The sequence below is a fragment of the Prevotella melaninogenica genome (assembly GCF_003609775.1).
Lineage (GTDB): Bacteria > Bacteroidota > Bacteroidia > Bacteroidales > Bacteroidaceae > Prevotella > Prevotella melaninogenica_A.
The window spans coordinates 1,635,001-1,658,054 of record NZ_AP018049.1 but is presented as its reverse complement, the minus strand read 5'-3'; the positions used below and the strand labels follow the sequence as shown (position 1 = coordinate 1,658,054).

16 protein-coding genes and 2 rRNA genes (1 of these 18 running past the window's edge) are annotated in these 23,054 nt (G+C 42.7%); 12 read left to right on the top strand and 6 right to left on the bottom strand.

Annotated elements, in window-relative coordinates; translation table 11 throughout:
- Positions 1–66: 66 nt before the first annotated feature.
- The 5 genes from PMEL_RS06720 (at position 67) to PMEL_RS06700 (ending at position 3,894) form a co-directional block, all read left to right on the top strand.
- A complete protein-coding gene (locus PMEL_RS06720; RefSeq protein WP_120174528.1) occupies positions 67–582 on the top strand; it encodes an OmpH family outer membrane protein in 516 nt (171 codons plus the stop codon).
- 148 nt (positions 583–730) lie between these two features.
- Entirely contained in the window at positions 731–1,570 is an 840-nt protein-coding gene (murI, locus tag PMEL_RS06715) for a glutamate racemase (protein ID WP_120174527.1), read from the top strand.
- 59 nt (positions 1,571–1,629) lie between these two features.
- On the top strand, positions 1,630–3,096 hold the full coding sequence (locus PMEL_RS06710; protein ID WP_120174526.1) for a right-handed parallel beta-helix repeat-containing protein: 1,467 nt from the start codon (positions 1,630–1,632) through the stop codon (positions 3,094–3,096).
- 90 nt (positions 3,097–3,186) lie between these two features.
- A complete protein-coding gene (cdd, locus tag PMEL_RS06705; protein WP_120174525.1) occupies positions 3,187–3,666 on the top strand; it encodes a cytidine deaminase in 480 nt (159 codons plus the stop codon).
- Positions 3,667–3,693: 27 nt separating this feature from the next.
- Positions 3,694–3,894, top strand: a complete 201-nt coding sequence (locus PMEL_RS06700; protein WP_025839007.1) for a DUF4250 domain-containing protein — start codon at positions 3,694–3,696, stop codon at positions 3,892–3,894.
- Positions 3,895–4,045: 151 nt separating this feature from the next.
- Here PMEL_RS06700 and PMEL_RS06695 read toward each other — a convergent pair whose 3' ends face one another.
- On the bottom strand, positions 4,046–4,363 hold the full coding sequence (locus PMEL_RS06695) for a heavy metal-binding domain-containing protein (protein WP_025839005.1): 318 nt from the start codon (positions 4,361–4,363) through the stop codon (positions 4,046–4,048).
- Positions 4,364–4,518: 155 nt separating this feature from the next.
- Between PMEL_RS06695 and cysS the strand changes: the two genes are divergently transcribed.
- Complete coding sequence (gene cysS / locus PMEL_RS06690) at positions 4,519–6,006, top strand: cysteine--tRNA ligase (RefSeq protein WP_120174524.1); 1,488 nt, start codon at positions 4,519–4,521, stop codon at positions 6,004–6,006.
- 557 nt (positions 6,007–6,563) lie between these two features.
- Here cysS and PMEL_RS06680 read toward each other — a convergent pair.
- Both PMEL_RS06680 and PMEL_RS06675 read right to left on the bottom strand, forming a co-directional pair.
- Positions 6,564–8,213, bottom strand: a complete 1,650-nt coding sequence (locus PMEL_RS06680; RefSeq protein ID WP_120174522.1) for a hypothetical protein — start codon at positions 8,211–8,213, stop codon at positions 6,564–6,566.
- A 100-nt stretch (positions 8,214–8,313) separates the two neighbouring features.
- Positions 8,314–9,975: a nucleoside kinase gene (locus PMEL_RS06675; RefSeq protein ID WP_120174521.1), complete on the bottom strand. Its 1,662-nt coding sequence runs from the start codon at positions 9,973–9,975 to the stop codon at positions 8,314–8,316.
- A gap of 119 nt (positions 9,976–10,094) precedes the next feature.
- Between PMEL_RS06675 and PMEL_RS06670 the strand changes: the two genes are divergently transcribed.
- Both PMEL_RS06670 and PMEL_RS06665 read left to right on the top strand, forming a co-directional pair.
- Positions 10,095–11,804, top strand: coding sequence for a Na/Pi cotransporter family protein (locus PMEL_RS06670; RefSeq protein ID WP_120174520.1), 1,710 nt, complete (start codon positions 10,095–10,097; stop codon positions 11,802–11,804).
- A gap of 351 nt (positions 11,805–12,155) precedes the next feature.
- Positions 12,156–13,862 carry a Na/Pi cotransporter family protein gene (locus tag PMEL_RS06665; protein WP_120174519.1) on the top strand — a complete coding sequence of 569 codons (1,707 nt, stop codon included), beginning with the start codon at positions 12,156–12,158 and terminating at the stop codon, positions 13,860–13,862.
- 462 nt (positions 13,863–14,324) lie between these two features.
- Here the strand turns inward: PMEL_RS06665 and PMEL_RS06660 are convergent, their stop codons facing one another.
- Positions 14,325–14,804 carry an Lrp/AsnC family transcriptional regulator gene (locus PMEL_RS06660; protein WP_120174518.1) on the bottom strand — a complete coding sequence of 160 codons (480 nt, stop codon included), beginning with the start codon at positions 14,802–14,804 and terminating at the stop codon, positions 14,325–14,327.
- A gap of 164 nt (positions 14,805–14,968) precedes the next feature.
- Between PMEL_RS06660 and PMEL_RS06655 the strand changes: the two genes are divergently transcribed.
- Positions 14,969–16,240, top strand: coding sequence for an O-acetylhomoserine aminocarboxypropyltransferase/cysteine synthase family protein (locus tag PMEL_RS06655; protein ID WP_120174661.1), 1,272 nt, complete (start codon positions 14,969–14,971; stop codon positions 16,238–16,240).
- 183 nt (positions 16,241–16,423) lie between these two features.
- Here the strand turns inward: PMEL_RS06655 and PMEL_RS06650 are convergent, their stop codons facing one another.
- On the bottom strand, positions 16,424–17,368 hold the full coding sequence (locus tag PMEL_RS06650) for a Gfo/Idh/MocA family protein (protein WP_120174517.1): 945 nt from the start codon (positions 17,366–17,368) through the stop codon (positions 16,424–16,426).
- 164 nt (positions 17,369–17,532) lie between these two features.
- On the opposite strand from PMEL_RS06650, the gene PMEL_RS06645 reads away from it, so the two are divergent.
- On the top strand, positions 17,533–18,453 hold the full coding sequence (locus PMEL_RS06645; RefSeq protein ID WP_120174516.1) for a DUF3298 and DUF4163 domain-containing protein: 921 nt from the start codon (positions 17,533–17,535) through the stop codon (positions 18,451–18,453).
- A 94-nt stretch (positions 18,454–18,547) separates the two neighbouring features.
- Here PMEL_RS06645 and PMEL_RS06640 read toward each other — a convergent pair whose 3' ends face one another.
- The gene (locus PMEL_RS06640) at positions 18,548–19,240 is read right to left on the bottom strand and encodes an alpha/beta hydrolase (protein WP_120174515.1); all 693 of its coding nucleotides are present in this window, start codon (positions 19,238–19,240) and stop codon (positions 18,548–18,550) included.
- Between the two features lie 476 nt (positions 19,241–19,716).
- Between PMEL_RS06640 and PMEL_RS06630 the strand changes: the two genes are divergently transcribed.
- Together PMEL_RS06630 and PMEL_RS06625 are read left to right on the top strand one after the other, a co-directional pair.
- Positions 19,717–21,247, top strand: a 16S ribosomal RNA gene (locus PMEL_RS06630).
- Between the two features lie 379 nt (positions 21,248–21,626).
- A 23S ribosomal RNA gene (locus PMEL_RS06625) occupies positions 21,627–23,054 on the top strand (it continues 1,476 nt past the right edge of the window).
- The 16S and 23S rRNA genes sit together here, the layout of an rRNA operon.

Here is a 23,054-nt window from a genome sequence, read left to right as displayed (position 1 = left end):
CATGGATATATGTTCTTGCGATGACCTCATTTTTATTTATATATTGAAGAGATAATAAAAGACATAATGAAAAAACTATTCTTTTCCTTCGTTTTCATGCTTTTGCCGCTCTTGGCAGTAGCACAGCAGAACGTTCCTGCATTCAAGTTTGCTTACTTTAGCTACGATAAGGTATTTCATGCAATGGCTGACTATGCCACAGCAACACGTAGTTATAACGAGTTGAAGGCAAAGTATGATGCTGAGACAAAGCGTTCAGTAGACGACTTTAACACCCGTTATGAGGATTTCCTTGAGGTGCAACGTAAGTTAGAACCATCTATTCTTCGTAAGCGTCAGGCTGAGTTGGAGGAATTGATGGAGCGCAACATCGCCTTTCGTAAGGAATCTGAGCGTCTGTTGAAGAAGGCTGAAGAAGATATCTACGCACCTGTTCGCACAAAGTTGAACAATGCTGTACGTCAGATGGGTAAGGAAAGCGGTTACGCTTTCATTCTGAATGCAGATAACAATAGTGTCCCATTCGTTAATACAGCAATGGGAGAAGATGTTACAGAGGCTTTGATAGCTGCCTTGAAGTAAAAGACTTTACCCGCAGAAAGGGCTCTGCTTGGATGGTGCGGATGCTCAGCACAAAGCGTGCTGGGCATCCGCACAGGATGTGCGGGGCGTCCGCACCACTCTGATTGTGGTGATATCAGACGGCGATTAATTGTAATTTAAAAGACTAATGACAAAGTATTCTAAACAGCCGGGACCTATCGGTATTTTTGATTCTGGGTATGGTGGACTTACCATTCTGCATGGTATTCGTCAGCTACTCCCCGAATACGACTATCTTTACTTGGGTGATAATGCGCGTGCTCCATACGGTTCGCGTTCCTTTGACGTGGTCTATCAGTTCACACGTCAGGCTGTGATGAAACTCTTTGAGCTCGGTTGCCAGTTGGTTATCTTAGGTTGTAACACCGCTTCAGCCAAAGCTCTGCGTACGATTCAGCAGAACGACTTGCCTAATTTCGACCCTGATAGAAGAGTGTTGGGCGTAATTCGCCCTACGGCAGAGGTGATAGGCAAACTTACCCACTCACGTCATGTGGGTGTGTTGGCTACTGAAGGAACCATTAAGAGTAACAGTTATAATCTTGAAATTCAAAAGCTCTGGGAGGACGTACAGGTAACAGGCATTCCTTGTCCGCTTTGGGTACCTATCATTGAGAACAATGAGGCAGACAGCCCTGGTGCTGATTACTTCGTGAAAAAACGTCTTGACCATATCATGCGGCAAGATCCAGAGATTGATACGCTCATCCTTGGTTGTACGCATTATCCTATCCTCATGCCGAAGATATTGAAGCACGTGCCACGAGGAGTGCGCATTGTGCCACAAGGAGAGTATGTTGCGGAGAGTCTGCAAGACTATTTCCGTCGTCATCCAGACATGGATGCACGTTGTACGAAGGAAGGAACAGTGAAGTATTTCACCACAGAAAACCCTGAAAAGTTTAAGGAAACGGCACGTATCTTCCTACATGAGCAGGTTAATGTAGAGCATGTTGACTTGGAATAAGCCCGAATAGGCAATAAAACAGCCTGTTGAGTCGTTAGATAAGAACTAAAAAGTAAAAGATGAAGAAGTTATCTATATTGTTTTTTCTGTCAGCCATTATAATGATGGCAGCCTGCTCTGATGATGATACTTTCACCACATCGCGGAGCAATCTGCTCTCTTTCTCGACTGACACACTACGACTTGACACCACTTTCTCCAACGTTCCGACTTCTACTAAGATTTTCTGGGTGTATAACAAGTCGGGTGATGGGTTGCGACTGACCAATGTCCGTCTGACACAAGGTAATCAGACTGGTTTCCGTGTGAATGTAGATGGTGTTGAACTCTCGGCTGCCAATGGTTATCAGGTTGGTGACTTGGAAGTACGTAATAAGGATAGTATTCAGGTATTTGTCGAAATGACGTCGCCTTTTAATAACGCAACGACACCGCAAGAGATAGTGGATAACCTTTTGTTTACGCTCGAAAGTGGTGTTCAACAGAAGGTAAACCTACGTGTTTACAGCTGGGATGCAGAGTTGATAAAGGGACGTAAGATTACAACGAATACTACTTTGAGCAGTTCGAAACCGATTGTTTTCCAAGATACGTTGAAGGTGGAAGCGGGTGCTACACTGACAATTCCAGCCGGAACAACCGTTTACTTCTCTCAGAAGGCAGCCCTCGATGTGTATGGAACACTGCGTTGTGAGGGTACAGCAGACAACCCTGTGGTGCTGCGTGGTGATCGTTTGGATAAGATGTTTAAGTATCTTCCTTACGACAGGGTTAGTGGTCAGTGGCAAGGTGTACGCTTTCATAAGGATAGTTACGACAATGTACTGACCCATACGGATATCCATTCGACTTATAATGGTATTCTCTGTGATACGGCAACAGCGACTCGTACGAAGCTGACACTCGCTAATTCTACCATTCATAACTGTCAAGGCTATGGTTTACAAGCGATCAACTGTAAGATTGTTGCTTATAACACTCAGTTCTCTAATACGCTGATGGACTGTGCAGCCTTTGTGGGTGGAGAGGTGAGTTTGACACATTGTACCTTCGCACAGTTCTATCCTTTCGATAGTAATCGTGGTGCAGCGTTGAGTTTTGGTAATCATATTGGCAACAAGGATTACCCACTTCAGACCTTCCATGTAGTCAACTCGCTTGTTACGGGATATGCTGATGATTTGCTCATGGGCGGTAACAAGGATGGTGTGACAGCCAACTATCAGTTCTATAATTGTATTCTTCGTACGCCAAAGCCTAAAGATGCGGCTCTGTTAGCACGTTTTACAGATGTCACATGGGAGAATAGTAAGGATTATCCAGATGGTGGTTCAAAACAGTTTGTACTGGTAGATGGCGACAAACAGAACTATGATTTCCACTTGAAGAAGGCAGAGAAGAATGAGAAGTATCCTGCGATTGATGCGGGACTTGTTCTCGGTGATCCTCGTTTTGCAACTGATCATGATGGTAAGCAGCGTGATAGTAAGCCAGATATTGGCTGTTATGAGCTGATTACTAATTAAAGCTATTAAGCTTATTGGGCGTATTAGGCCAATAAGCCTAATAGGGCTAATTAGCCTAATAACCCCCACCAACAATAATAAATATCGAATATGAAAACAATAGACATAAGCATCAAGATTGGTTTTTGTCAGGTAGAGGAACTCTCTACGACTGATCAGCACCTCATACAAAGGGCTGTGGAGGCAACTGGTAATAGTTATTCTCCTTATAGCCGCTTCCGTGTTGGAGCTGCGTTGTTGCTTACTGATGGTACGGAGGTTATTGGAGCCAATCAGGAGAATGCTGCTTTCCCATCAGGCTTATGTGCTGAACGCTCAGCTATCTTTGCTGCTCAGTCTGTCTATCCAGACCAGTCTGTCACCACACTTGCCATTGCTGCGGCTAATGAGTATGGTTTGATGCGTGACCCGATAGTTCCTTGTGGAGCCTGTCGGCAAGTTATTTTGGAGATAGAAGACCGTTATAAGCAGCCTATCCGTATTCTTCTTTATGGTACGGCAGGCGTATATGTTATCAATAGCGTGAAGGACCTCTTGCCTCTCCAGTTCATAGGTGAGTCGATGAAGTAGCCTTTTAATTTTCAATAAATAGTAATTATGGAGTATTTACCAAAAGACCCAGCGATATTAGTGAGCAGCGTGAATATGCTGTTACGTGATGAAGAGTTTGATTCTTTAGAGTCACTTTGTTACAATTTCAATGAAGATATAGATAAGCTTAAAGCTAACTTGCGTGAAGCAGGTTATGTATATAGCGAAGAACAGCGTCAGTTTCGCCCGATAGGTTTTGATGAATAAATAGATAATAGTAGATAAATAAAGCACGCCATACAACCCTGCATGGCGTGCTTTATTTATATGTTCAATACGATTCTTCACTATTCTTCAGCGAAGGGAAAGTACTCTTTTCTGTATTTCTGAGCCTTTTAAGACTTTCGACAACCGCCTCTTATATAACAACGGCAGTACCAGAACAGGTGACCATGAGCATAGATCCACCCTGTCCGACAGTCTCATAATCGAGGTCAATACCAACGATAGCGTTAGCACCAAGTGCTTCTGCATGTTGCTTCATTTCTTGAATAGAGGTTTCTTTGCCTTCGCGCAGCACCTTTTCATAGGCTTCACTGCGTCCTCCGATGAAGTCCCTGATGCCGGCAAGGAAGTCTTTTAGGAAGTTAGCACCGATAATTGTCTCTCCTGTGACAATTCCTTTATACTCTTTGATAGGACGACCTTCAATGGTTGGGGTTGTTGTGATAATCATAATCTTTTGTCAGTATTGATAATATAATTGATATGTAGACTTATTACATGATGTCTTACAAATACATGACAAAGATAATAAAAAATCTATGTAGACGCATCATGGGTGACAATAATTTTGTAATTTTGCATCATTAAGATATAAACAACGGCATTATGCAAGACTTAGTTATTTACAATACACTGCATCGTAAGAAGGAACTCTTCCAACCGATTGCAGCTCCTAACGTAGGAATGTATGTCTGTGGACCAACTGTTTATGGTGATCCACACCTCGGACACGCACGTCCTGCTATCACCTTTGATATTCTTTTCCGCTATCTGAAACACATAGGATATAAGGTTCGTTATGTTCGTAACATCACGGACGTGGGCCACTTGGAGCATGATGCTGACGAAGGTGACGACAAAATAGAGAAGAAGGCACGTCTTGAGCAGTTGGAGCCAATGGAGATTGCGCAGCATTATACCAACCGTTATCATGATGCTATGCGTTCGCTCAATGTTCTCCCACCAAGTATTGAACCACATGCAACAGGTCATATCATTGAGCAGGAAGAGTTAGTAAAGCAAATTCTTGCCAACGGTTATGCTTATGAAAGCAATGGAAGTATCTACTTTGATGTAGAGAAATACGACAAGGACCACCACTATGGCGTTCTTTCTGGTCGTAACATCACTGACATGATAAACAATTCTCGTGAGTTGGCAGGCGTTGGTGAGAAGCGTAATCAGGTAGACTTTGCCCTTTGGAAGCGTGCTATGCCAGAGCATATCATGCGATGGCCATCTCCATGGAGCGATGGTTTCCCAGGCTGGCATTGTGAGTGTACAGCGATGGGACGCAAGTATTTGGGCGATCACTTTGATATCCACGGTGGCGGAATGGACCTAATCTTCCCTCATCATGAGTGCGAGATTGCGCAAGCTGTGGCTTCACAAGGTGATGAAATGGTGAAGTATTGGATGCATAACAATATGATTACCATCAATGGACAGAAGATGGGCAAGTCGCTTGGCAACTTCATTACGCTTGAACAGTTCTTTACTGGCGAGCATGATACGCTCACACAGGCTTACTCTCCAATGACAATTCGCTTCTTCATCCTCTCTGCTCACTATCGTGGAACAGTAGACTTCTCTAACGAGGCACTACAAGGTGCTGAGAAGGGATATGAGCGTTTGATGAATGGTATTGAAGACTTGGCACGCATTCAGCCTGCTGCTGCGTCAGATGAGAATACAAAGAAGTTTGTTGCTGGCTTCCGTCAGAAGTGCTATGATGCAATGAACGACGATTTGATGACCCCTGCGGCTATTTCAACTCTCTTTGAGGCTTGCCATTTAGTGAACATCCTCATCGACTATAAGGCACAGATTTCAGCTGACGACCTCAAGGAACTTACTGAAGCAATGCAGCTCTTTGCCTTCGATATCCTCGGTCTTCAGAATGAGCGTGGAGCTAATAACGATGCTCGTGAGGAGGCTTACGGAAAGGTTGTTGATATGGTTCTCGACCTCCGTGCAAAGGCGAAAGCAGAGAAGAACTGGGCTGTTAGCGATCAGATTCGTGATGCCCTCGCTGAGGCGGGCTTCCAAGTTAAGGACACCAAGGACGGTGTTACGTGGAAACTTGACCGATAAGGTGCAGGTTCTTTCAGTCCCAACTCTGTTAAAGGCAACCCGCTGAAATTAGCATGGTGTGAGTGGTGGATACTTCTATCTGCCTGTAAATATCAACAAAATAAAGGACAGTTATTCCAGTGTTGTACCAGTGATGCGATTCACTATACACGGAATAGCTGTCCTTTTGTTATTTCTTTCTTGTCAAGTTGATATGCCCTTGCCAAAGAACTCCACTCTTCCTCGAAAATTAAAAGCCTGATTTGCCTTTGTTTTGACACACTTTAAAGCTTTACACGAAGTTTGTTTACAAAAGTTCTGGTAGTCTTTTAGTCTATGATAAGCCCTCTCTTGCGAATTATTTTCACGAAAAAAAATATTTCTTTTCATGAAGAAAAATATTTATTTTCATGAAAATAAATTCTTCTTTTCGTGAAAATAATTCGGTAAATGGCAATTCTTAAGGTTCAGAACCTTGGTTTTCACCTTTTTATTCTTTTACTTTTTCACCCTTCAAGATTGGCTTTTAAACAGGAATGTTTACTTTATTTTAAAGAGCCTATATGCTGTTTTCGTTATTATTCCTTGAAGTACTCGGTGTCAGTCTCCCTGTCAATCCAGCCTTCTTTACCGTCCTTTCTGAAGTAATAGAACGACTTGGTCTGCTGTGTCAGCTCTTCAAATACAGGAGTTTTATCCCGTCCGAAGATGCCTATTTTCCCATCTTTATAGAATAGTATCATACCGTCTTGCTGCATGATAATTGAATCATTCTCGATCGGCAGTAGGATTTCTCCTTTGACTTTCTGTGTTGGATAGTAATGTAACTCCAAAGGATAATGGTCTGGTTTGTTTGCCACAATCTTTGGTTGTATGTTCTTGTCAAAGTCATAATTGTAACGCAGGATACCGAATTTCCCATTTCTTCCAACCTTGATTAAGGAAGGATTAATCTTAATCTCACCATTGATGCCATAGTTTGCATTATAGCTGAAGTTCTTACTTCCGTCAATAATTGAAACAGAGTCGCCAGGCTGGCAGTCAGTTAAGATAAACTTAACCTTTTCTTGGTATCCCCAACCCGGTCCGGTGCTGGTTTTTTGCATCATATATACGCCCTTTTCATTGACTATGTCATATGACCAGCGATTTACAGTACCACATACACCTATAATCCTACGGACGGGGCTGGATGCCTTTTGTTGAAATTCGTCATAGTAGGCAGCACCTTCATCGTTCAGCACCTCGATACGTCCGTAGACACTCCTTGGTACCTCTCTTACTACTTTGACCTTACCAAGATTTAGTTTATTCAAATATAGATTGAAGACATCTATCTTGTCTTTCGTCTGGGCGATGATAAAGCGGTCAGCGTAGCTAATATGGTCATAGTCTTCTCCCAGTACGTTCTCGCCTAATCGGTTTATTAACTGAACTTTGTTGTTTTCAGTTTTCCTTAGACCATAGTAGAATTTGATAAAGTATTGGGTGAAATCATGTGACTTTGTGTCGGCGTATTTCTCTGTAGCCTCTGTAATATTGACAATGGGACGGTCTGATGAATTCTTAATAAGAATATCTTTGTCGTTGCTTGGAATAAGTAGATAATCAAAGTCTTGACCCCGTATGGAAGTGAGGACAACTATCTCTTTATTGTCTTTAAACTTCAGTGTCAGTGGGGTGTAAAAGTCTGCTCTGCTTACACGCCATGTCTTCATGGATTCAGGAAGAGTGGTTGAGGCAGCACGGCGATTATAGGGATCATCTTCAATACCATAATACACTTCCTGTATAGAGGCTGTTCCTTGGTTGAGGAACTTCAGGATAAGCGATGTTTTCTCATGCTCACGCCTCCATGTTCCCTTCTCATCGATGTAGAATATCTTTCCGATATAATCATTCAATGAGGTAGATGGCAGGTCGTTAACATTGAGGAAAGTTTTTTTATCAGAGAGAATCTGCTCCTTCGTTACATGGTTATCCTTCTCTGTACAGTCCCAATAGACGAGTTTCATATCTGAGTCTCCTTCCAAATCTACATACTTCTTGTTAGTACGCAGGCTTCTCGTGCGGTACTGGTTATGTCCGATAGCTGTGTACAGTTCTATAGAAGCGGAATTTGCACTATATCCAATGGCATCTACATCGGGAAAGGAAAGAGTCTGCTGTGCCTTGGTTTCTATCGAAAGTAAGCAGAGAGTTATGAGTAAGGCGACTATATGTTTCATTGTTTTTTCCTTGTTTGTTATTTTGGAAGAGGTTTAATGCTTTCTGATGGTTGCTGTGTTTACTATTGGTAAATCAGCTACTAATAGTCAATAGCCCCCTTTAATACTTAAACGAACTACCTCCTAAGAACTCTCTCAGTAAGGAAGTTGGAGGGAGATTGCGGAAAGGTAGTGGCGCAAAATACTTGAGGAACTTGCGCAGGCGATAGGCTTCAGCATACTCTTCACAGTTCTCAGGCACTTGTTCCAATACTTCTTCCGCTTGTGGTTTGATGACGGCAAGCTCAAAGAGAAGGGCAGTGTTGAACATAACATCCGCCTGTTCTTGATAAGGGAAAATCCACTTATTCTCACCAGCACGTACACTTGGCCAGCGGTGGATGGTTTCTTGTGCCGAACAACCACGATACTTGTAATCGCGAACAATACGACGAAGCAGACGATTGTCGGTTGTCGGGATATAGTTATGGTCGTCCAACAGAATCGTTGTGAGGGCAGAGGCATAGATCTTAAACTTCTTGTCGTCTGCAATCTGCTCTGTTAGCAGAGGATTGAGAGCATGAATACCTTCTACAAGGAGTATGTTATTCTCTCCCAGATGCAGTTTATTACCACTCTTTTCACTCTTTCCTGTTTGGAAATTATACTTTGGTAATTCTACCTCTTCACCACGGAACAAGGCGTTGAATTGCTCATTGATGAGTGGAATGTTCAGTGCATAGATGCTTTCGTAATCGTATTCTCCGTTCTCATCCTTTGGTGTTGTTTCTCTGTTTACGAAGTAGTCGTCTAACGAAATCTGCACTGGTTTTACACCACTTGCTAATAGCTGGACAGAAAGGCGTTTGCAGAATGTTGTCTTACCGCTCGATGATGGGCCAGCAATGAGTACCACCTTAATCTCTTTTCGTCCAGCAATTGTGTCGGCAATCTGCGATATCTTCTTTTCTTGTAGTGCCTCGCTGACGTTGATAAGGTCGGTAGCTTGTCCGTTCTTTACCGCCTCATTGAAGTCGCCTACCGTCTTAATGCCTAAGATACTCTGCCATCTATGATGCTCTTTGAAGACTTCAAACATCTTGTCTTGGCGTATCAATTCGCCTAATTTAGAAGGGTCTTGTACGGAAGGGATGCGCAAGAGGACTCCGTCAAAGTAAGGCTCCAAACCGAAAAGATAGAGTTGTGAAGTGTTGGTAAGCATCGAACCATAGTAATAATCCTTGTAATCGTCAAGCACATAATAGACACAATAAAGACTACCGCTGCTTTTAAGAAGCTTAGCCTTTTGAATGTCGCCTAATTCAGTGAACATCTTAACGGCCTCCTCGGTTGTAGTCTCGTAACGTTGAATAGGCATTTTAGCATCGATAATCTCCTGCATTCGTGTACGGATGCGGTCAACATCTTCTGTTGTAATCTCATGTCCGAGCTGGAGATTACAGTAGTAACCGTTTGATACAGGGATGTCTATGACCACAGAACTGGTAGGATAGAGGTCGTGAACAGCCTTACAGAGAACGAGAAAGAGCGAACGGGTGTAGGTGCGAATACCTGATGGTGAAAGCAGGTTGAGGAACTCTACGTCCTTATTATGATAGACACGATAATGGAGTCCTTCCACCTTATTGTTTACTTTCGCACTCACTGGTCCGAATGGCATTTGAAGATTAATTTCTTTATAAATGTCAGAAAGTGTACTCCCAATTGGGACTTCTTGAGTTTTTTTATTATTTTTGCAACGGATTTGCAGTACTTGTCTCATAATCAATGATGGTTAAATTTATGTTAGGGAACAATATTGTCCTTTGGTAAATAGGATTGTAAAGTTAGGGAAAGTTTTGCAGATATCCAAGAAACAGACATCACAAATTAAGTTATTATATGTCGATTTGGATTTTCTTTAAGCTCGTTGGAGCATTAGCTTTGCTGATGTTCGGTATGAAAACAATGAGCGAGGCTCTGCAGAAAATGGCAGGTCCACAGTTGCGTCACGTCCTTGGCGCAATGACAACTAATCGTTTTACAGGTATTCTTACGGGTACGTTCATTACAGCTGCTGTACAGTCGTCAACAGCAACTACTATTATGACGGTCAGCTTTGTGAATGCTGGACTGCTGTCGTTGGTTCAAGCCATCTCTGTTATCATGGGAGCGAACATCGGAACGACACTGACGGCATGGATTATGTCGGCTGGTTTCTCGTTTAATATTACTGACTTCGTATGGCCAGCGTTCTTTGTTGGTATCGCATTGATTTACTCTAAGAAACGAAAACTCATTGGTGACTTCCTTTTCGGCATCTCGTTTATGTTCCTTGGTTTGGGAACTTTGCGTCAGACAGGTATCGATATGGACCTTGCACACAATCAGGCTGTAATTGATTTTTTCAGTCATTTCGATCCTGAAAGCTTCCTAACAACTATCGTTTTCCTACTCATTGGTAGTGTGTTGACTATGTGTGTGCAGAGTTCTGCTGCTATCATGGCTATCACGATGATACTCTGTTCAACGGGCGTACTGCCTATTTATCAGGGTATTGCACTTGTGATGGGTGAGAATATCGGTACGACTGTTACTTCAAACCTTGCTGCCTTGAATGCCAACACGCAGGCTCGTCGTGCAGCTATGGCTCACATGGTTTTCAATGTCTTTGGTGTTCTCTGGATATTGTGCGTCTTCCATCCTTTTATCAATATGATTTGCGGTTGGGTGGGCTATGATGTAACGATGCCAAAGGGTACCCCTGGCTTTGCTGCCAATGCTGCTAAGTTAAGCTTTGTACTTGCTGCTTTCCACACAACCTTCAACGTTGCCAACACTGTTATCCTTGTTGGACCTATTAAGTATTTGGAGAAACTGGTCTGCAAGATTATCAAACCAAAGGCAAATAAGGAGGAAGACGAGTTCCGTCTGCACTTCATACAGTCAGGAATCATGAAGACTCCAGAGCTTTCTGTGCTTGAGGCTTCAAAGGAAATCAAGTCGTTTGCTGAGCGTATTCAGCGTATGTTCGGTATGGTTCGTGAGCTATTGGGTGAACAAGATATGGATAAATTTACCAAACTCTATAGCCGTATTGAGAAGTATGAAGGTATTTCTGATAATATGGAGATTGAGATAGCGAAGTATCTTGACCAAGTTTCTAATGCCCATCTGAGTGATGAAACCAAGGAGAAGGTGCGCTCTATGCTTCGTGAAATTTCTGAGTTGGAGAGTATCGGAGATGCTTGTTATAACATTGCTCGCACCTCTAACCGTCTTATCAATAGTAAGGAAGACTTCACACAGGAGCAGTATGATCACATCCATCAGATGTTTGAGTTGACAGATAACGCTCTGACACAGATGAATCGCATCCTTGTTGGTCATCGACAGGACAATGATGTGAATCGTTCGTTCAATATCGAGAACGAAATCAACAACTATCGCAACCAGTTACGCTCACAGAATATCAATGATGTGAACGACCATAAGTACACTTATGCAGTAGGAACAATGTACATGGATATCATTCAGGAGTGCGAGAGACTGGGCGACTATGTGGTCAATGTTGTTGAGGCCCGTATGGGTGTTCGTCAGCAAGACGCATAAAGAAGTCATTAGTTATTTTAGTTAAAAAACGCATATTGCAAAATAAAAGACCTCTCTTTCCTTTTGGATAGGGAGGTCTTTTCGTATATTTGCATTCGAAATTAAAAATATGTTGTGGCTTGATAAATGATGTGTTTAGATAGCCATAAAGCACAAGAAGCAATAGAAAAGAATGGTTTGGGGTATCTTGCAGTCTACTGTTAGTAGCGTAATTTGTAAGGACGTACAGCTTTGTACGTTTAAAATTAGTAGTCTTTTATGGATAAACAACCCCTCTCTTTCATTGAGTTGTTGAAAGAAAACAATTTAATGAACACTTGTCTTAAAGTTTGAAGCTTTTAAATTAAATATATGAGTACAAGCGACTATTCAATTATCTTTATGAAGATTATGGGCTCTCTTGCCCTATTAATCTATGGAATGAAGGTTATGAGTGAGGCTCTGCAGAAGATGGCAGGTTCTCAGCTTCGTCACATTTTAGGTGCAATGACCACCAATCGTTTCACCGGAATGCTTACGGGTACCTTTATTACTTGTGCGGTACAGTCGTCATCAGCAACAACTGTGATGACGGTGAGTTTTGTTAATGCGGGACTGCTTACCCTTGCGCAAGCTATCTCGATCATTATGGGTGCCAATATTGGTACGACGCTCACCGCATGGATTATGTCCTTGGGATTTAATGTCGACTTAACCTTAGTCGTCTTCCCTGCTTTCTTTATCGGAATTATCCTCATTTACAACAAGAAACGGCGTTACATCGGTGATTTCCTCTTTGGTATTGCCTTCTTGTTCTTCGCCCTTGTGTTGTTGAGTAGTGGTGGAAAAGACCTTGATTTAGAGCATAATCCTGATGCAATCAAGTTCTTCTCATCCTTTGATACGAGCAGTCATTTGACGATACTCGTCTTCCTGCTGATAGGAACAGTTATTACTTGTATCGTACAAAGCTCTGCTGCGGTAATGGCGATCACCATTCTGCTCTGTTCAACGGGTGTATTGCCAATCTATCTTGGTATTGCCTTGGTGATGGGTGAGAATATCGGTACAACAGCAACAGTCAATCTTGCAGCCCTCGGAGCCAATACACAGGCACGACGTGCAGCCTTTGCCCACTTGCTTTTTAATGTTTTTGGCGTCTTTTGGGTGATGTGTTTGTTCTATCCTTTCGTCAACTTTGTTTGTGGACTCGTAGGTTATGACCCAGTAAATGATAACTCTTCACCTGCAGAAAGAGCCGCTACCTTGCCAATTGTATTAGCAATGTTCCACACATGTTTCAATGTTTGTAACACAGCTTTGCTTATCTGGTTTATTCCACAGATGGAACGTGTTGTATGTTGGTTTATCAAGTCGAAGGCTAATAAGGATGAAGACGAATTCCGTCTGCGATTTATCCATTCGGGTATCATGAAGACACCAGAGCTTTCTGTATTTGAGGCTTCAAAGGAGATACACTCATACGCTGAGCGTACACACCGCATGTTTGGTATGGTGCGTGACCTCCTGACGACAAAAGATGATGATGCTTTCGAGAAACTTTATGAACGTATCGAGAAATACGAGGGTATATCTGATAATATGGAGGTAGAGATTGCGAAGTATCTTGACCAAGTGAGCAATGCTCACTTGAGTGATGACACGAAGGAGAAGGTGCGTGATATGCTTCGCGAGATTACTGAAATTGAGAGTATCGGTGACTCTTGCTTTAACATTGCACGAACGATTAGCCGTCTACGTAGCAGCAAGGAGGAGTTTACAGAGAGTCAGTATGACAATATCAAACAGATGTTCGAACTCACCGATGATGCTTTGTCACAGATGAGTGTTGTTCTGATAAAGCATAAGCGTGAGGTCGACGTGAATCGTACCTTCGCTATTGAAAGTGATATTAACAACTATCGTGCTCAGTTGCGCACACAGAATATCAATGATATCAACGAGCATAAGTACACTTACGCAGCTGGTACTTTGTATATGGATATCATACAGGAATGTGAGAAATTGGGCGACTACATCGTTAATGTTGTTGAGGCACGTATGTGTATTAGAAAGTAATTGATTGCGTATTGGTGCTTTATGTTCGGCAGTTGAGTGTCAACAACTGAACAGAAAGAGGCAAACAAGATAAAAGCAGGGACATACTAAATGTGTGTTCCTGCTTTTTTAGTGTTCTTCCGTTCAATCTTAAATTGGTCATTAGAGCCTAAGCATCCCATGCTTACTCATTATCATGTCTTCTCATCTCCTGCAAATGATTTTCATACCAATAGCATCTTTGTAAATTATTTTCATGTGGTTCAAAACCAATAGATGCTCTTTTGGCTTCTAAAAGACGCCTAATAGGCTTTCAATAGATGCCCTTTTGAGGTCTAACTAACGCCCTTTTGAAGTCCAATTAAGCATCTTTTCTTTTGGTACTTTATAACTATTTGATTTACTGTTGGTTACAATCCTGCTTTTTACATGTGTTTTTGTCTTTATTTTTAGATATTTTACTCGACATTTTGTCATGTTTTTTCAGGGCATAGAGATGGGGACAGCGTGTGTATTCTTTGTTTCGTCAATAACGAAGATACTATGCAAACTTCCTATACAATCAATTGTACCAAGCGTGTTGAGCATGAATTGTTGATAGCTTTTCATGTCACGCGCATAGACTTTAATAAGGAAATCGTAGTCACCACTGGTGTTATAACACTCTGTGATTTCTTCAAGATTCTGCACAACGTCCATAAACTCTTGTATGAGTTCTTGAGAATGTTTTTTAAGTCTGATATTACATAATACCATTATACCGTTGCCAACCTTATGAGGATTTACAACCGCCATATATCTTTCTATATAACCATCACGTTCTAATCGCTTCTGTCGCTCAAACGTTGGAGAGGTTGACAGATGGAGTTTTGCGGCTAATTCTTTTACTGTAAGATCAGAGTTACGTTGTAGAATACGTAGGATTTTACGGTCGATATCATCTAGGTTCTCGTTGTTATTCATTTTGATATGTTTTGTTTTTGTAGAATATTATTCTGCTGTTTATTGGAAATGTGGGGTAAAGGTAGTATATTTTTCTTATTTTTGAAGTATATTTTGATAGTAAATTGTTTTATCGTAACTTTGCAATCATACTTAAGAATAAAAATAATAAAGCAAATAAAGATATGAAAAGAAATCTTGAAACTATATGTATTCATGGCGGGTGGCAACCTAAGAAAGGTGAACCTCAGCAGTTACCAATTTATCAGAGTACAACTTTTAGATATGAGACCAGCGAACAAATGGCACGTTTGTTTGACTTAGAGGATAGCGGTTATTTCTATACTCGTTTGGCAAACCCTACTAATGATGCTGTAGCTAAGAAGATTGCAGCCCTTGAAGGTGGCGTTGCTGCTGTACTGACCTCTTCTGGTCAGGCTGCTAATTTCTATGCTATCATTAATATTTGTGGAGCAGGCGACCATTTAGTGACTTCCAACACAATTTATGGTGGAACGTATAATCTCTTTGGTGTAACACTGAAGAAGTTGGGCATTGAGTGTACCTTTATTGATCCAGAGTGGGATGATGAAAAGATTGAAGCAGCCTTCCAGCCAAATACAAAATGTTTCTTTGGTGAGACAATCTCAAATCCAGGAGGTAAGGTGTTTGACATCGAACGCTTTGCAGGAATTGCTCATAAGCATGGTGTACCACTGATTGTCGATAATACGTTTGCTACACCAATCAACTGTCGTCCTTTTGAGTGGGGTTGTGATATCGTCACTCATTCTACGACAAAGTATATGGATGGTCATGCTTCACAAGTAGGTGGTGTTGTTGTCGATTCTGGTAACTTTGATTGGGAAGCTTATAGTGAGAAGTTCCAGGGATTGACAACTCCTGATGAGAGTTATCATGGACTCATTTATACGAAGTCGTTTGGTAAATTGGCATATATAACGAAGCTCGTTACTCAGTTGATGAGAGACCTTGGAAGTATTCCTGCACCGCAAAACTCATATCTGCTTAATATAGGTCTTGAAACCTTACATCTTCGTATGAAGCAGCACTGTGATAATGCACAGAAGGTAGCTGAGTGGTTGGAGAAGAATGAGAAGGTTGCATGGGTGAACTATTGTGGTCTTCCTTCAAATAAGTATTATGCTTTGGGACAGAAGTATCTTCCAAATGGCTCATGTGGTGTCATAGCCTTTGGTTTGAAGGGTTCACGAGAGGATGCAATCAACTTTATTGATCGTTTAGACTTCGTTTCAATCGTAACTCATGTGGCTGACGCACGTACTTGTGTTCTGCATCCAGCAAGTCATACTCACCGCCAGTTGACAGACGAACAACTCCGAGAGGCTGGTGTAGCACCAGACTTAATCCGTCTTTCTGTGGGTATTGAGAATGTAAATGATATTATCGCAGATCTTGACCAAGCATTGAAGTAATCCAAACATAAGGATATAACAAAGGACACCCAATAACTGAGTGCCCTTTGTTATTTTATAATTTTATAAAACCCTTCCCCTCAATCTGTTTATCCATCCCCCTCTACGGTAATTACTCCCCTCTCCTTTCGGAGAGGGGTTGGGGGTGAGGCTTTTCGGAGAGGGGTTGGGGGTGAGGCTTTTTTATCCCATGACCCTCACTACTTCCACTGACCTCTCAAGCCATGCTTCCATCTGCTTGTAATTCTTCTTTTCCCATACATCTTTGAAGCTCATAAACTCATGAGCAAGGCGACTTTCATAGGCGTTACGTCGATAACTGGTCAGTTTTCCTTGTTTCATGATTTCTACACTACCAAACTCATTTGCAGTTGTTGGGATGTGTATCCACCCTTTTTCTCCTTGTATGAGTATAAACGATGGACTACTTGAATCCTTTGCTGCGGTACAGGTTGCCGTCATTGTAGGGTAGGAGAGTACCATTACGCCAGAGGTGTCAATGCCGTTATGCCCTCGGTTGGCAAAATACTGTGTAGCAGTAGGATGCCCGAAAAGCCCTATAACAATATTGATATTGTAGACATTGAGGTCGTTCAGTGCACCACCGCCTAAGTCTGGATTGAAGGCAGGGGCAATATCTCCTTGTAAATAGCGTTCGTACTTACTTGAATATTGTGAGAAATTACACTGTACAAAGTGAATGGGACCAATCTTCTTTAGGCTATCTTTGACCATGCGGAAGTTAGGTGTATGGAGTGGAGAGATAGCTTCAAAGAGGTAGAGCTTTCTTTCTCGTGCCATTGTTGTAAGCTCTTCTGCTTCGGCAACAGTGAGGGTGAAAGGCTTTTCTACAATTACATTTCTACCTGCCTCTAATGCCTTGCGGGTAAATTCATAATGGGCACTATTGACTAAGGCAATATAAACGAAGTCGGCTTTGTCTTCTTTTAGCAACTGAGCATAGTCTGTATAAATACGCTCAATATGATTCATCTTCGCAAGAAATTCTGCCTTTTCCGTATTGCTATGTGAAAATATACTGGTGATTTCTATCCCTTTTACTTCTGTCTTGAGCAATGTGATAACCTCTGTGGCTATCATTCCAGTTCCTACAATGCTAATCTTCATTTTTTCTATTACTTTTTAAGAGCATGTTCTATGGCCTAATTTTCTATGGGATAAGCCTATAGAATGTGCTTTGTTACTATCCTTATACAACAAAAGTAGGGAATGTTTTGGAAATAAAAGGGGAAATGACTATTTTTGTTGTCTCTTAACAAGCATTAGTTGATATGAATAATAAAAATTTTTTATTCCTTTTAGCATCTCTTTTATCTATTACTGTTATAGCTGGATGCAAAGGTGAGAAGGCATCAGCTGCGGAGAAAGTGAAGGATTCTGTGGCTTCTCCTTCTTTGATAGCTGACTCTGTTGTAAAAAAGAAAGACGTACCATTGGTGGTTGATTCTATTGGTAAGTCTTATAGTACAAAGAAGGGTGACGTTGATCTTGCTTATTCCTTCCCTGTGTCTGGTCCTCAACCGCTGGTCGATTCGCTCCGTGCTTACCTTTCGTCTGAATTGGTATGGATTGGAGATGACTATAGTGATGAGGGCGTAGAGTCTAAACCTTATAGTAATTTTGCGGATGGTAAGGGTATGATAAACTACTATGCTAAGAATGCTTATAAGAGTATAAGCAAAACTTTAGAAGAAATTGATGACCCAGATGTGGCTTGGAAACCAGAAATTTCTAAGTTTATAATGAAGCTAAATGAAACGGAACGTTATGTTACGTACTATTCTTCTTTTTACACATATTCGGGTGGTGCGCATGGAATGGCTTCAGAATATGGGGCTACTTTCGACAAGAAGACGGGTGTTATGCTGCGGAATGTATTGAGTCCGAAGGATATAAAAGCACTTCAACCTATCCTCAGAGCTGGTGTTGAAAGCTATTTCAGAGGGGGGTATGAAAAAGAGAATGATGTTGAAAGCCGTGTAAAGGAAGATATGGATGGGCTTTCTCTCGAGAATGGTATTATCCCATTACCAAGAAATGGTGTTTATCTTTCTCCAAAGGGTGTGGTGTTTATCTATGGATTCTATGAGATTGGTGCTTATGTTATCGGAATGCCTACCTTTACTGTTCCTTATGAAAAGATTGGAAAGTTCCTTTCACCTGAGGCACAACGCCTTGCGGGGATTAAATAATCTTTCTTAATTTTGTAAGTTGGATTGAATTATATTGGGCTTTAATAGCCTTTTCGCTGACTATTCTCTCTCTTGAAGGGAATAGTCAGTGTTTTTACTGGTGCATCAACCAAACAAATCCTTTGGCAATTCTGACTCCGTTGTCTTGGAAATGGTTGCCTTCATTCCATTCCATCTTACAATTTACGCCTTTGTCTTTGAAGATTTGTTCTTGCTGTAGGATGTCTTTACTGATAGTTGACATCAATTTTGTTTTTGTTTTCTCTTCTTTGTCGCCAAGGCTGAGATATGCGTGTTCTACTTGTGGTTGGTGGGTGTCAGCATAGTCTAACCATCCTATATACCATGCAGAAGGGGATGCTGAGACAATTCCACGGAAAGGAACGTTTTGTTGATAGCTTGCCCAAAGGGAGAATAGTCCTGCTAATGAATATCCACCTAAGATGGTGTTGCTTTTATGGAGTTCCATGGCATATCGTACTTTTAAGGCAGGGATAAGTTGTTCTATTATATATAATAAGGTGGAATGAGCACCATCTCCAAAGGGAATCTTTCCAAATACGGGGGGAGCAGGCCAAGGGGTAAGCTCGGCATTCCATTTGTTTATGCGAATAGCAATATGGATGAAAGGTGTTTGCGAGTTTTCTTCTATATAGGTGATCTGACGCTCTAACTCCTCCGTATCATTGCTGTCAACGGGCTGAATGATGAAAAACTTTGCGTTCTCTTCGCTATGTAGGATACATGTGTGCTCGCCAATCTCAGAAACTTCTTTTTTATGTCTCATACTTTATAGTCTTGTTTTAGGCTACAAAAATAATCATTTTTAAACAAATTAGTTGATTTGGGTCAATTTTAGATAAAAATATTCATTTCTTGAAAAAATAATCTTCAAAACATTTGGAAGGAATGGATTTTCTCTATACCTTTGCACTCGCTTTACAAAACAAGCCATCTGGCAAGTTCTTGAGAGCGATTAAAGAAAGAGTTCTTTGAAAAGATTTACATAAACAGAGAAGTAGTACAAGAAGCGTCTGTTTGGTTTTATATCAAATGGATGGGTAAAAGAAACGAACCGATCAATTCGTTGTTCCTACTTTTGAGGCACCTCCTCAAAATAATTAAGGAACAAGAGAAAAGGTGCTTTTTACTTGATACTTTTAGGATAAGCGTTCTGAAACAGAGATTACTCGGTGAAGCGTTTGGGTTAACATGGTATCCATTATCATTTATCACCCATCACTTATCACCAACACATATTTTACAATGGAGAGTTTGATCCTGGCTCAGGATGAACGCTAGCTACAGGCTTAACACATGCAAGTCGAGGGGAAACGGCATTGAGTGCTTGCACTCTTTGGACGTCGACCGGCGCACGGGTGAGTAACGCGTATCCAACCTTCCCATTACTGTGGGATAACCTGCCGAAAGGCAGACTAATACCGCATAGTCTTCGATGACGGCATCAGATTTGAAGTAAAGATTTATCGGTAATGGATGGGGATGCGTCTGATTAGCTTGTTGGCGGGGTAACAGCCCACCAAGGCAACGATCAGTAGGGGTTCTGAGAGGAAGGTCCCCCACATTGGAACTGAGACACGGTCCAAACTCCTACGGGAGGCAGCAGTGAGGAATATTGGTCAATGGACGGAAGTCTGAACCAGCCAAGTAGCGTGCAGGATGACGGCCCTATGGGTTGTAAACTGCTTTTGTATGGGGATAAAGTTAGGGACGTGTCCCTATTTGCAGGTACCATACGAATAAGGACCGGCTAATTCCGTGCCAGCAGCCGCGGTAATACGGAAGGTCCAGGCGTTATCCGGATTTATTGGGTTTAAAGGGAGCGTAGGCTGGAGATTAAGTGTGTTGTGAAATGTAGACGCTCAACGTCTGAATTGCAGCGCATACTGGTTTCCTTGAGTACGCACAACGTTGGCGGAATTCGTCGTGTAGCGGTGAAATGCTTAGATATGACGAAGAACTCCGATTGCGAAGGCAGCTGACGGGAGCGCAACTGACGCTTAAGCTCGAAGGTGCGGGTATCGAACAGGATTAGATACCCTGGTAGTCCGCACAGTAAACGATGGATGCCCGCTGTTGGTACCTGGTATCAGCGGCTAAGCGAAAGCATTAAGCATCCCACCTGGGGAGTACGCCGGCAACGGTGAAACTCAAAGGAATTGACGGGGGCCCGCACAAGCGGAGGAACATGTGGTTTAATTCGATGATACGCGAGGAACCTTACCCGGGCTTGAATTGCAGAGGAAGGATTTAGAGATAATGACGCCCTTCGGGGCCTCTGTGAAGGTGCTGCATGGTTGTCGTCAGCTCGTGCCGTGAGGTGTCGGCTTAAGTGCCATAACGAGCGCAACCCCTCTCTTCAGTTGCCATCAGGTGATGCTGGGCACTCTGGAGACACTGCCACCGTAAGGTGTGAGGAAGGTGGGGATGACGTCAAATCAGCACGGCCCTTACGTCCGGGGCTACACACGTGTTACAATGGCCGGTACAGAGGGACGGTGTAATGCAAATTGCATCAAATCTTGAAAGCCGGTCCCAGTTCGGACTGGGGTCTGCAACCCGACCCCACGAAGCTGGATTCGCTAGTAATCGCGCATCAGCCATGGCGCGGTGAATACGTTCCCGGGCCTTGTACACACCGCCCGTCAAGCCATGAAAGCCGGGGGTGCCTGAAGTCCGTGACCGGAAGGATCGGCCTAGGGCAAAACTGGTGATTGGGGCTAAGTCGTAACAAGGTAGCCGTACCGGAAGGTGCGGCTGGAACACCTCCTTTCTGGAGAGAATGCTTATTAGTTATTGAGTCGATACGTATTTAATTATATAAGTTGACAATTTAACGGTACTCAAGATGATATAAAGAACCTTTGGTTCGTTTTTCTTCTTGTACTCACTGCACTCTGTATTATATAAATGTAGGAGTTTAGAGTTTAAGGCTCACATAAAGGTTCAAGTCCTTATTCTCCACTTCGCTGTTTTTACAGCACAAGATCTTTGACATATTGACACAAGCAAGACTGTAATGTAGAACTATTCTTTCTATAATGGGAAGAATTAGTATTCTAATTATTGAAGAAACAACTTCAAATTCTTTAGAATCACACAACAGCTGAAAGTATGAGCTACATTCTCTGTGAGTAATCACAGAGAAGGCGAAGAAAGTAAGAAAGGGCGCATGGCGGATGCCTTGGCTCACGGAGGCGATGAAGGACGTGATAAGCTGCGATAAGCCTTGGGTAGGTGCAAATAACCTTTGATCCAAGGATTTCCGAATGGGACAACCCAGCAGGTTGAAGACCTGTTATCACTACATGTCTGTAGTGAGGCGAACGAAGGGAACTGAAACATCTTAGTACCTTTAGGAAGAGAAAATAAATAATGATTCCCCTAGTAGTGGCGAGCGAACGGGGAAGAGCCCAAACCTGCTTTGTGGCAACGCTTAGCAGGGGTTGTAGGACCACGTTGTCGTACTTAGATTGTGAGAAGAATGTTCTGGAAAGATCAATCATAGAGGGTGATAATCCCGTATTCGAAGCATGACGAGACGTAGTGGTATCCTGAGTAACGCGGAACACGTGTAATTCTGCGCGAATCAGCCGGGACCATCCGGTAAGGCTAAATACTCCCGTGAGACCGATAGTGAACGAGTACTGTGAAGGAAAGGTGAAAAGCACTCCGATGAGGAGAGTGAAATAGTTCCTGAAACCATGCGCCTACAAGCGGTCGGAGCCGCGTAAGCGGTGACGGCGTGCCTTTTGCATAATGAACCTACGAGTTACCATGTCTGGCAAGGATAAGCGTCATGAGACGCGCATCCGCAGTGAAAGCGAGCCTGAATAGGGCGTCAAGTCAGATGGGGTAGACGCGAAACCAAGTGATCTACACTTGCCCAGGTTGAAGTTCGGGTAACACCGAATGGAGGACCGCACGGATAAGCGTTGAAAAGCTTCCCGATGAGGTGAGTGTAGGAGTGAAAGGCCAATCAAACTTGGAGATAGCTCGTACTCCCCGAAAGGCATTTAGGTGCCGCGTGCGACGATCTCCATAAGAGGTAGAGCGACCGATAGGTCAAGAGGGCTTCACCGCCTATCGAGACCTGACGAACTCCGAATGCTTATGGACTGCAGTCGTGCAGTAAGGGGGCGGGTGCTAAGGTCCGTCCCCGAGAGGAGAAGAATCCAGACCGCCGTCTAAGGTCCCGAAATTCTGTCTTAGTTAGTCTAACGAAGTCTGGTCCCCGTGACAGCTAGGATGTTGGCTTGGAAGCAGCCATTCATTCAAAGAGTGCGTAACAGCTCACTAGTCGAGGGTCCGGGCATGGATAATAATCGGGTATAAGTCAGATACCGAAGGCGCGGGATAGTAATGTATATTAAAAGTATCGGTAGGGGAGCATTCCATTAGCGTTGAATGGTGCAGGTAACTAATCCTGGAGCTTATGGAAAAGCAAATGTAGGTATAAGTAACGATAAAAAGGGTGAGATTCCCTTTCGCCGAAAGACCGAGGTTTCCCGGGCGATGCCAATCAGCCCGGGGTTAGTCGGGTCCTAAGTCTCAGCCGAATGGCGATGGCGATGGCAGAT

Bases quoted from the DNA above. Each gene is read 5' to 3' on its own strand.
- PMEL_RS06720 (WP_120174528.1), top strand. From the start codon at position 67: ATGAAAAAACTATTCTTTTCCTTCGTTTTCATGCTTTTGCCGCTCTTG.
- murI (WP_120174527.1), top strand. From the start codon at position 731: ATGACAAAGTATTCTAAACAGCCGGGACCTATCGGTATTTTTGATTCT.
- PMEL_RS06710 (WP_120174526.1), top strand. From the start codon at position 1,630: ATGAAGAAGTTATCTATATTGTTTTTTCTGTCAGCCATTATAATGATG.
- cdd (WP_120174525.1), top strand. From the start codon at position 3,187: ATGAAAACAATAGACATAAGCATCAAGATTGGTTTTTGTCAGGTAGAG.
- PMEL_RS06700 (WP_025839007.1), top strand. From the start codon at position 3,694: ATGGAGTATTTACCAAAAGACCCAGCGATATTAGTGAGCAGCGTGAAT.
- PMEL_RS06695 (WP_025839005.1), bottom strand. From the start codon at position 4,363: ATGATTATCACAACAACCCCAACCATTGAAGGTCGTCCTATCAAAGAG.
- cysS (WP_120174524.1), top strand. From the start codon at position 4,519: ATGCAAGACTTAGTTATTTACAATACACTGCATCGTAAGAAGGAACTC.
- PMEL_RS06680 (WP_120174522.1), bottom strand. From the start codon at position 8,213: ATGAAACATATAGTCGCCTTACTCATAACTCTCTGCTTACTTTCGATA.
- PMEL_RS06675 (WP_120174521.1), bottom strand. From the start codon at position 9,975: ATGAGACAAGTACTGCAAATCCGTTGCAAAAATAATAAAAAAACTCAA.
- PMEL_RS06670 (WP_120174520.1), top strand. From the start codon at position 10,095: ATGTCGATTTGGATTTTCTTTAAGCTCGTTGGAGCATTAGCTTTGCTG.
- PMEL_RS06665 (WP_120174519.1), top strand. From the start codon at position 12,156: ATGAGTACAAGCGACTATTCAATTATCTTTATGAAGATTATGGGCTCT.
- PMEL_RS06660 (WP_120174518.1), bottom strand. From the start codon at position 14,804: ATGAATAACAACGAGAACCTAGATGATATCGACCGTAAAATCCTACGT.
- PMEL_RS06655 (WP_120174661.1), top strand. From the start codon at position 14,969: ATGAAAAGAAATCTTGAAACTATATGTATTCATGGCGGGTGGCAACCT.
- PMEL_RS06650 (WP_120174517.1), bottom strand. From the start codon at position 17,368: ATGAAGATTAGCATTGTAGGAACTGGAATGATAGCCACAGAGGTTATC.
- PMEL_RS06645 (WP_120174516.1), top strand. From the start codon at position 17,533: ATGAATAATAAAAATTTTTTATTCCTTTTAGCATCTCTTTTATCTATT.
- PMEL_RS06640 (WP_120174515.1), bottom strand. From the start codon at position 19,240: ATGAGACATAAAAAAGAAGTTTCTGAGATTGGCGAGCACACATGTATC.